Here is a 10,560-nt window from a genome sequence, read left to right as displayed (position 1 = left end):
TTGACGCCTGGTGGGCGGGGTGAGCAGACGTCGGTGGAGGGTGTGTCGAGTCTGATGCACGCTCATGTTCATGGTGCGGGGCAGTCGTTCGTGCTGACGGCGGACCATCTGCGGCAGATCGCTGTTGTGCTGGCTCCTAACATCCATGCCGGTGCTGGTGGGTCGTGGGGTCCGGAGCGGGCTGCTTCCGGTGGTGAGGTCCGTGGCGCGGTGGACGAGCGGCCCGGCTACGGCGGGGGGATGCTCGATGTCGCGCCCGCTGTGGACTACCGCATGGCGGAGGCGGACCCCAATGACGGGCAGGCTGCCGCGGCCCGGGAGGAGAATTCCTCGTCCCACGGGGCCGAGGGGGCCAGTGAAGGCGAAACGGTGACCGTCGGGCAGCCGCGGGCCGCAGCCGAGTCCGTGATGGAGTACCGCACGGTGCGCGAGATGGTGCACGAGAGAGACCGCGACTTCCTGGTGCTTGCCACGGACGAGCGGTTGTGGCGGTTCGACGACGCTCCCCCGGAGGAGGTATTCCAGAACGGCATTCGCGCCGCGGACCCCGACAGCCGCATCGAGCTGTGGCTCTGGGCAATGACCACGACGGTGCGGACCCAGTTCCTCGCCACCACTCGCAATTTCAACCTGTGGTTCCGCAACAAGCGATACCGCTGGGAGATCCACTCCTGGCTGAACTCCGAACCCACAGGCATCAACCTCGATATGACCATCCGGAAGCAGAAGGTGAGCCCGGATCATCATCTGCCCAGTACGTGGAGGAACACTTACGACGAATCGGAGATCACTTTCACCGGCTCCATTGATCCGCAGGCGTTTATGAGCGTCTATGACAGCCTCCAGGACCGCACCGGCACCTGGAATCCGGCGACCCGCGAGGTCGACTGGCTCCCGGGGCAGCTCCAGTCGCGGGACAATCCGCACCGCCGAGTCGAGCCCGGCGCGGCTGACGAGCAGCCCGACCAGGACCCAGCGGTGGTTGATGCGGCGCCGACGGTGCAGGACCCCAGCGCCTTGGAGGACGTCGGTGCGGACTTGCCGGATCTGTCGTCCGGTGAGTTGGACGGGTTGGACGGGTTGATCGGGCTGGAGGGCGTGAATCTGGAAGTTTCGGACCTGTCGTCCGGTGAGTCGTGGCTGTCGTCGACCGAAGTGGATTCGGTTTGGGATGGCTTTTCCGAATCGGGCGAGGGGGAGGTTCCCTCATCGGATGACGTGATGCGAGATTCCGGCCTTGAGTCGGCGCCGGGGGAAGAGCTCGGCGCTTCGGACTCCTCGCTGAGCGATGAGTCCGAAGCCGGTGAGCGGGAGGGGACGGATACAGCGCTCCGCGACGGCAGGGCCGTGCCGGGGTCGGGGCGGGGCCGGATGTCTGCCGGGGACTCCGTCGTGGATCCGGTCAGTGGGACAGGGACCAGCCACTGGGATGGCGTGGACGACGGTGCGGACGCGGACGTCTCGGACCTGTCTTCCGACGAGTCGGACTTCTCGACGGACGACGAATCCCCATCCGGTGAGCGGTACGAGGCGGACCAGCCGGACCCTGCGCTCCACGGCCGCGCGATCGCGACCGCCCAGGGGCAGAGCCCGGTAACGGCTGGGGAGTTGGGTGCTGCCTCCGACGCATTCCGGGCGCCGTCGGCAGAAGACGCTTCCCCCGCGCTCGGCTCGGCCGTCGATTCGTCCGCCGATACCACTTCCGACGGTCCTGCTGGGGCGGATGAGGCCGACGAGCACTCGTCGCGACGGCCCCACGACCAGGGCCACGCGGCGTCCGAGGACAGTGCCGAGGCCACCCCTGAGGCCGACAAGCAGCGCAACACGTCGGCCCGCGTCGAGTCGGCACTCGATGTGCACCGGCCGCCCCGCATCGACCGCTCCATGGCGCCGCCGTTCCCGCAGGAGGGACCGGTGCCGTTCAGTGACGGCAGTCGGCTGCCGGAGTACCTGACCGCCGGATACGGCTCCGGCGGGACCGAGGGACGCAGTTACGGCTTCAGCCAGGTCGCCCTGCGCGGCGCCGACCGCGTCGTAGCGGAGATCGGCGACCGGCTCGGCGCGGCCCGGGCTGGCACGGGCGCCACCCCCGGCCTGGACGAGGCGATGGAGGACCTGCGGCGCGCGCTCGGCGCCACCCCGCAGGTCTTCCACGGCGACGGGTACGAATCCCCCGCCTTCGGTCACGGCCTGGGCCACGTGCTCAGAGTGACGATGCGGCCCTACGGGGCCTGGGAGCGGTTCGCCGGTACCGGTGAACCGACCGCGCTGCAGGTGGAGCAGGCAAGCAGGGTCACCACGGGTGCCACAAGGGGCGTGTCCAGCAGTACACAGCTGTCGGTCGGCGTAGCCCTCGGGCCGGGCGCGGCGGCCCTGTCCGGGCGCGTCGGCGCGGCGGCCGGCGTCACTCGCGGCCAGCAGTACGCCATGCGGGACCGGAGCACGTCCAAGCTGGAGCAGTACTCGACGGACGGGGCGCACCTCCACCTGGACGACGTCTGGTACGAGGTCTCCGTCAGTGGTCCGCCGCGGCTCGAAAGTGCCGTCGGCGGGCGGAACGGGAGCGTCAGGGACGAGGACGCGTTCGGCTTCGCCGTGCGGCACGGGCTGATGGTGCGACTGCCGGACAGCTTCACGGCACCCGGCGAACCGGGCCGGGTGCCGAGCAGGATCGAGCTGGGGCCGCAGTCCGACTACAGGCTGGTGCACACCGAGGGCTACGGACCCGTCAAGCGCCTACGGGAACTCGTCCTGGAGCAGCTGGAGGCCGATGGCGCCCGCAACAACGCCGCACGCGAACAGATCGCCGGGTTCTTCAGCTCGCAGAACTTCCACCGTCTCGCGGACCGGCTGGCCCATGGCCCTGTGACGACGGGACTGTTGTCGGCGGACAACGGGTCGCCGCTCGGGACGATCACCGTGGAGAGGGTCGTGCCCGGCGAGGCCGTATTGCTCACCGAGAGCAGCGCCGTCGAGTTCCGCAACACCATCCAGCACACCGTCACGAACGAACGCGTCGCCTCCAGGACGTCCAGCGGAGACCTGAGCGTCGGCGTCGGCCGGTACTTCGACGTGGACAGCCCGATCTGGGGCCCGGTCGTCGCCGGCATCGGTGGCGGCCTCAGCCGCAGTACCTCGGAGAGCACCGTCTTCGGCGGCTCGGGAAGCCGTAAGACGGTGGGCAGGGTCAGGAAGGTGCCGACGGCCCTGTACCGGGTCTCCAAGACGGTGACCGTGCGCTGGACCGGTGCGCGAGAGCCCCTCAGTGTCGAGACCTGGAGTCTCGACCGGATGACGCACACCGAGGCACGCCGCCTCGCGGGCTGGGACGACGGCACGACCCTGCGCGCGAGGAACGAGAACGCGCCCTTCGCACCGCTGTACTTGACCCCTGACCGCCCTGTAATGCTGGGCATGAGCAGGGTGGAGAAGTTCACCTACGCCAATGGCGACCCGGCGGGTGCCCTGTACGGGCGGCGCGGCTTGCTCGAGACCTTCACGAACAGGGTGATCCGGGAGGCCGCTGACCGCCACCCCGGCCTGTTCGTCCCGTTGGACGAGTCCGGAACCCCGAGCAGCCCCAGCCGGGGGGACGCGCAGCACTACAACCTGGCCTTGCAGAACACGCTGACGGTCATGAACGTGCTGTCCCACCACAGCATGGCCGGCAGCCTAGAGGCGCTCACCACGACCGGGATCACCATCGACCTGATGGCCAGGCCGAGCGGCTTGCGCCGCCCCCACCTGTCCCTGCACATCAGCGGTGAACTGACGGGACGCCGGTACGAGGGCACCCAGAACGACTTCACCCTGAGGGCCGCCGCTCCCGGCACGACACGCCTCGACGGCTCGCACGGGGCGACGCGCGCCATCGGTGCGGGGATCGACGCGAGCGCGCGGGTGGCCACCGCGAAGACGTCCCGGCACGCGGTCACCGTTTCCGCCGGCCCCCGGTGGGAGCGCGCCGAGGGCCGCGGCGGCGACCACGGTTCCATCGTCTCGTACGAAGCCCTGGCCGCCGGCTCGAAGCCGTCCCACCTGTTCAGCTACGACCTGGAACTCACCGCGCGGATAGACGGGTTCTCGCGCTACCGCAGCGGAGCCAGGGCCGCCTCCCTGGGCGTACTCGGCATGCCGTCCTTCCTCCGGGACGAGGAGAATCCCGCCCTCGCCTCGATCCGGGGCCGGGTCCTGCTGTCCGTGCCGGACGAGCACACCCCCGCCACCGATCCGCACGCGGACGGGGCAGGGAGCCCGGCTCCCGTCGTGGAACCACTCGACACGGCCGAGGCGCGGGCACTGCTGACCGGCGAGCCGCCCGCCGACGACTACCTGTCGAGCGCCTCCGAGAGCCGCGGGCAGAGCGTGTCCGGCAACGAGGGCACCTGGCAGGACGTGTTCGGTAGCCACCCCTACCAGACGCTCAGTGTCGCCGCGCACCGCGAACTGAACCGTGCGGCCGAAGAGCTGATGGCCGAGTTGTCCGGCGGCTCCTGGCGCTTCGCCAGGACGGGCGCCCTGCCGCATGACGCCCTGATGCGGCACTTCCAGCCGCAGTTCCTCACCGCCGGCTTCGACCAGGCGTCCGTCTCCGCGGGCTCCCGCCTGATGCTGAGGACCCGGGGCGGGCTGCACGGCCAGGAAGCCACCGCTGTGCACCGGATGCGGGTCATCGATCCGGTCGTGGTGTCCAAGCCCGTCACGATCGCGACCGAACACTCGATCGCCATGGATCTGCAGGCGAGGGGGTCGGCCGACACCACCCGCTCCTCCGCATGGTCCCTCGGGGTCACCGCCGCGCACACGCTGACGGGACACGACGGGACGGTGCTCAGCACCGCATACGGTCTGTCGTACAGCCGGGGCGGCTCCCTCACCACGGCCACCGGCGTATCGCGCACGGTCACCTTCGAGGTCGGCCAGGAGGACGGCGGCCACCACGTCCTGATCGCGGGCGGCACCCGGCGCGAACTCGCCAGCTCGCTGCGCCCGGCCGGCGCCCTCGGATCGCTGCTCGGCCCCTGGAACCAGAACGGCTGGGCGGGCAGGCGGCTCACGTTCGCCCAGGACTGGCTGGGGCACGTGTCGGAGAAGGCCGCGCATGAACTGGGCTTCATCCAGGACGGACTGGGTCAGGTGCCGCGCTTCACCACCAAGCCGTGGACGCTGCCGAAGTGGCTGCACGACCAGCCCTTCGGCTCGTACGCCGCAAACGCGCTGGACACCGGCGACGTGCTGACCGCCTTCGCGCGGGAACTGCGCAATCAGGGCGTCACCCTCGACCAGACGGGCCTTGAGCGGCTGCGCGACCTGGTCTCTCCCCGAGCGCTGCGTGCCCTGCGCGAGCACATGACCTCCACCGGCGCGGCCACCCGCACCCGTGTCAGCCAGCGGAGCCTGGCAGGGATCCGCATCGGCAGTGATCTCGTCTCACTGCGGGTCGAACTCATCGCCGGCGATTCGAAGTTGGACCGCCTCGACCACGGACTCGTCGTGTGGGACACCCGGGTCGCCACCGTGAGCGAGACCGAGCAGACGTCGGCGCAGACCTTCCGCGGGGCCGGCTGGGGCGTTACCCAGGGCGTGGGAACCATCTCCTCGGACGTATCTCCGCGCCCGGGCGATCTCACAGCCGTACGGGCGGGCCTGAGCGGGCGCCTCGGCTCTGGGGACCAGCTGTCCTCCAGCCGGTCCCGCACGCGCCAGCGGGTGGAGGTCTTCATCGCGTCCGGGCCGCACGCCGAATACCTCACCAGGTACGAACTGCGCCTCACGCTCGACCGCGGAGACGGCCGGACCATCACCTCACAGGGCTCGATCGGTTTGCTGCGCGAACAGATGCCGCTCAGCCTGACGGTCCCCGACGCCCGCTCCACCGCGGAGGGCGATCCTCTCGGCACGCCCGTGCTGGACACGCCCCCGCGCTCGGTCAGGTTGCGGGCGCCGGGAGACGTCTTCGCACAGGACATCGACGACTGGCGTTCCGTCGCACGGCCCGACGGCACCAGAGCACCTTTCGAGCCGCCCGCCCAGGGGTTCCGGGTCCGCCGCATCAGCGGGCTGGAGAACCTCAGGCAGGCCGGTGAGCTGGCCATCGCCGCGGCGTACGGCACCCGCGTCGACGCCGCGCCGGACCACGCGCGCGAGCTGACCGGACGCGCTCTGAGCGCTGCGCTGGACAAGGCCCGCGCCTCGGCGCTGACCCGGCCCGGCACGGCTGCGGGCCTGGCGTTGGACGAGGCGATCAGCGACGCCTCGCTGGCCCCGTGCTTCGCGGAAAGCGGCACCCGGGACGGCTACCGCGTCCTGGGCCTGGACGACGACACGTCTGTGAACTGGGCCCACGGTCAGTACCGGCTCTACTCCAAGCCGGACTTCTCCCGCGCCACCCTGCTGACGGTGTTCCCCGACAGCGCCATGTTCACCGGCGAGGGGGACGCAACCGGCGCGAGCACCGCCCTGTCGCACACCGCGAGCCGGGGAGTCTCGGCAGCCGGGCAGCCGGTCCTCTCCGTCGGCCAAGCCGGCTCAGCGGTTCTGGACGCCTCCGTCGGCATCGCCGGAGGCGCTGCCGACGGGCGTGCCGTCTCGGCCGCGCAGAGCGCCGCGATCGGCACCGAGCGCGGCGGCCGCCACTTCCTGTTCGCCGTGCCCACCGCCTGGCTGGGCATCGCCGAGGTGAGGCGCTGGCTGGCGTTCGGCCAGGTCCGTCCCCTCCCGCAGGGTGCCCACGCGGACACCGTGCTCGAAGTGCTCGTCAGTGAGGACGTCGCCCGGGACCTGGGTCTCGTCGACGAGCGGAACCTCCCGCCCGTGGTCCAGGACGCCTGGACACAAGTCACCAAGGCGGGCAACGCCTGGGCCGCTGCGGACAGTGCGTACTGGCAAACACGCCGAGGCATGGCCGCACTCCGGGAGAACTCCCCGGAGCCGGACAGCAGTGAGCTGCTGGAGACGCTGAAGCGGCGCGCCGAGGACGCGGCCGGCGAGTACCACCGCGTGCGGGCGGCGGCCGACCGGCTCACCCGCTGGCACCGGCTGCCGGCCGAAGCGCAGCGGCCGGGTGAGCCGGAGACGCGCGCAGGCCTGACCGAACCGCCGGCCGTGGTGTTCATCGCGGCGGACAGCGCCCCGGACGCCGAGCACCCCGTGTACGTCGTCCAGGAGGGCGCACCCGGCGAACCGGAGGTGCTCACCTCGCCGGAATCGTCGCAGGGCCGCCAGTCGTACACGCTGCACGACGTTCCCTTCGACGGTGACGGCTTCTACCACGCCCTCGCCGAAGGGCTGCACCACGCCGACCCGCAGAGGCTCGGCACCCGCGTCGACGTGACGGACCGGCGGGAGACCGTCCGCAGTCTGCGTCAGCTACTCGCCGACGAGCTGACCCACCATGCCGACCTGATGGAATTCACCTCGCCCGACACCCGGGACAGGTTCAGCGGCGACGAGTTGGATGCCTCTGGCACGATGCCCTTGAGCGGGCCCGAACGGCGCGAGTTCGCCGACTCCGGCCACATACCGCTGCACGCTGAACTACCGGAGAAGCAGCGTGTCGATCTGGCCCGGGAGCAGTTGCTGCGCGGGGGTGACGCGGACCGCGACGCGGGATGGGACCACGGCGCGGCGGACCTGCTGCCCGCGCTGGCCGCCCGTGCTTTCGGCATACGGGTCACCGTGGTCGGCGCGGACGGGCGGTTCCAGGACTTCCTGCCCCTGTCCTCCGAGGCCGCAGAGCCTGCCGAGGGCCGGTTGCCGCACGTCGTGATGCAGTTGAAGGACCGGCACTACCGGCCGGCCCTGCCCTCCGCCGACGACCGGCGCCAGCCCCCGCTTCCCGCACCGGCCGAGGCGGTGCGGGACCGCGGGACGGCGGCCGGCCGGTCGGCGCGCCCCGCTTACACCACGGCGCCGTGGGCGGCCGGTTCCGGCGCCTGGCACACGACCCGCGTCGGGGAGACGACGCGGCTCATCGGACCGGACGGCGCCGCCCGTACGCTCGTTGAGCCGACCGGTGACGGCACGGGCTTCTGGTCGGCCGTGGGCGCGGGGCTGAATCGGCCGGATGTCACCGAGGGCGCTGTGGTCGCGGGCCGGCCGCTGCCCGAAGGGGCGCGACTGGACCGTGGGACGCCGTTCACGGATGGGGAACTGGCTCAGGCGGGGCTCTCCGAGGAGACGATCCGCTCAGCGCGCCGGCGGCGGGCCGACGGCACGCTCCCGCAGGACCTGGAACTCACCGGGCGGCAGGAAAGTGCCCTTATTCGCAGGCAGTTGGTCACTACCCGCGGTTGGAGCGAGGCGACGGAGCGGATGGCCGTCGCGCTGGTGGCGGCCTCCTGTGGCGTGCGGGTGACCGTGGTGGGCGAGGACGGAACCTTCGGCACCATCCGCCCTTCGGGCGAGGCAGCGGACACGCCGGAACTGGTCCTGTATCGCAGGGGCAGGGAGTATCTCCTGGCCGAGCCGGTGGCGGACGGCGAACGGGCCACGGAGCCTAGGAACGGCGTCGCCCCGCAACAGTTGGGGACCGTCACCGAGGTGCTGGGGTCGGGGCAGGCGGATTCCGACCGGTGGATTCCGTATGGTCCGGTTCGGCGTGGGGTGAAGGTGCGGTACGTGCTGGACCGTCTGCCGGTGGGGCCGGGGGATGGTTCGGTGGCCGGTCTGCTGGGTGTGGGTGTGGAGGAGGTGGAGGGGTACCGCAGGGGTGTGAGGAGGCCGTCGGAGGCCGTCGGTGAGCGGATCGACGCGGTGTGGCGGTTGCTGCGGGCAGGCCGTACCGGCCTGACCTCGGCCGATGTGGATGACGCCGTGAACGCCGGGCGTTCTCGGTCCGGCCCCGAGGCCGGGAGTGTGGGGGTATCGGGCCAGGCCCGGGGGATGTTCGATGTGGCGCCCGCGGTGAACTACCTGGCGGAGGGTGCGGGGGGGCGGTCGGCGCTGGAGTCGGATCCCGCCTCGGAGCCCACGCCGCCTGGGCCGAAGCGTCGTCGGGTGGGTGGCGGTGGGCGGTCGGCGGAGGCGGATCCTGCAGTGCAAGCCGCGGGTGAGAGCGCAGCCGCAGCCGGTTCTGCTCCGGACGGGGGTGCTGCCAAGTTGCTTCTTCAGGTGAAGTTGGAGCGGGTGAGGGACGGTCTGGGGCTGACCGGCGTTGTGGACCCGGTCCGGCGGCTCGCCGAGGTGCTGAGGATCGAAAACGACCGGGTGAAGCGCATGTTGAGCGGCGACCTGAAGGCGACCGGGGTGTCCTGGGGAGAGATTGAACGGATCGGTGCGGTCTTCGACCTGGTTGACGAGGGGGGCGCGGTTACCGCGGAGGCGGTGGACGAGCGCGTCCGCGCCCGGATGACTGCGATCCAGCGCACACTGGACGACCTCATAAAGGAGGCGCCCGGCAGAACAGCCCAAGGAGTGCTATTTTCCGACCTGCTCCAGACCGAAAAGGGAGAGGTGGCAGATTACCGATCCGCCAGGCGGACGCCGAATATGAAGGTGGGTCACAGGATCAATGCGATCAAGCGCCTGTTCGACGCAGAACGGTTCGGGTTGACGTCTGGGGATGTGGACGCCGAGGTCGCCCGGTATCGCCGCGATGAAGAGAGAGGGGTGGATTTCGCGGGCAAGCTGTCCTTTCTGCAAGGGAAGCTGGGTGGAATACTGGCCCTGGCCAAGGCGATCGAAGTCACAGATTCCACGGTGCGCCGGAATTTGGATCCGCAGCTTGACGCGACCCTCGGGATGGATGTAGCGGAACGGGTTGACAAGCTGTTCAAGCTCTATCGGGAACTGGACGAAGTGGCTGAGAAGGCCGGGCTTCCCGCGGACGGCACGGTGAACCCGCTCCAGGCCAAGGCGTCGCTTTTGCGGGCACATCTGGAGGAAGAAAAGCTAGATCGATTGCTGAAGGCAGATCCCGGCGAGGTTTCGCGCATCCTCAGCGGCGGGGGGAACATTCGCATTCAGCTCGTTGAGCGGATCGATGCGGCATGCGGCCTGCTCAACGAGCAGGTCGCGGTTACCGCGGAGGCTGTGGACGAACGGGTGCGTGCCCGCTGGACTCCTGACCAGAAGACGATGGTGTACCTGCTGGATAGCGTGGGAGGGGTCGCTGCCCTGGCTCGCCTGCTCAACGTCAACTCGACGTCGGTGGGGCGATTCCGACGTGGCAGCAGGGTGCCACACAAGGCGATTGGTGACCGGATCAGGGCCCTGGAGCCCCTGCTCCGGGCGAGAGGGCTCGGAGCCCCCCTCCCGACGCGTGACGAAGTGGACGCCGCGGTCGCCGCTTTGCCCGCGTATGACCTGAAGGCCAGGGTGGCTTATCTGGTGCTAGTGACGGGATCTGTCCGTTCTGTGGTCCTTGAACTCAACGCCGGACGCAAGGTTGGAGAATCCAGAATGGCTGCAACCACGCTGAGGGACTGCCTGAAAAAGAAGGATCCGAGTGTTCCTTTCGCTATTGCCGAGCGGATTGACCGGGCGTGTCATGAGTTTTGGGGGTTGGGGTTCCGTCCTGCTGACGCCGAGCTGGCTGGGGTTTTGAGGGGCGAGGTCGCT

The 10,560-nt window shown here is 70.2% G+C and carries 1 protein-coding gene; it reads left to right on the top strand.

Going from position 1 to position 10,560, the window contains the following annotated elements:
• Positions 1–240 precede the first annotated feature (240 nt).
• On the top strand, positions 241–10,560 hold a 10,320-nt coding region (locus ABZZ20_RS36275; RefSeq protein WP_356877225.1), incomplete at its 3' end, for a hypothetical protein.

This window comes from Streptomyces sp. NPDC006430 (assembly GCF_040612395.1).
Taxonomy (GTDB): domain Bacteria; phylum Actinomycetota; class Actinomycetes; order Streptomycetales; family Streptomycetaceae; genus Streptomyces.
Note: the sequence above shows the minus strand (reverse complement) of the source record. Positions and strands in the feature narration are given on the sequence as shown.